Here is a 668-nt window from a genome sequence, read left to right as displayed (position 1 = left end):
GACTGCCCAGGTCACGCTGACTACGTGAAGAACATGATCACCGGTGCTGCCCAGATGGACGGCGCGATCCTGGTTTGCTCGGCCGCTGATGGTCCGATGCCACAAACCCGTGAGCACATCCTGCTGTCCCGTCAGGTAGGCGTTCCGTACATCGTGGTTTTCCTGAACAAGGCTGACCTGGTAGACGACGCTGAGCTGCTGGAACTGGTTGAGATGGAAGTTCGCGACCTGCTGTCCACCTATGACTTCCCAGGCGACGACACTCCGATCATCATCGGTTCGGCTCGTATGGCGCTGGAAGGCAAAGACGACAACGAAATGGGCACCACTGCCGTTCGTAAACTGGTTGAAACTCTGGATACCTACATCCCAGAACCAGTTCGTATGATCGACAAGCCATTCCTGATGCCAATCGAAGACGTATTCTCGATCTCGGGTCGCGGTACTGTTGTGACTGGTCGTATCGAGCGCGGTATCGTTCGCGTTCAAGATGCACTGGAAATCGTTGGTCTGCGTGACACCACCACCACCACCTGCACCGGTGTTGAGATGTTCCGCAAGCTGCTCGACGAAGGTCGTGCTGGCGAGAACTGCGGCGTTCTGCTGCGTGGTACCAAGCGTGACGACGTTGAGCGTGGTCAGGTTCTGGTTAAGCCGGGTTCGGTTAA

General features: G+C 56.6%; 1 protein-coding gene. It reads left to right on the top strand.

The window, feature by feature from the left end:
• The coding region (locus tag AC3WMV_RS28330) for a GTP-binding protein (protein WP_492561408.1) at positions 1 to 668 on the top strand (668 nt) is incomplete at both ends.

Source organism: Pseudomonas sp. FW305-3-2-15-E-TSA4, assembly GCF_058787295.1.
Note: the sequence above shows the minus strand (reverse complement) of the source record. Positions and strands in the feature narration are given on the sequence as shown.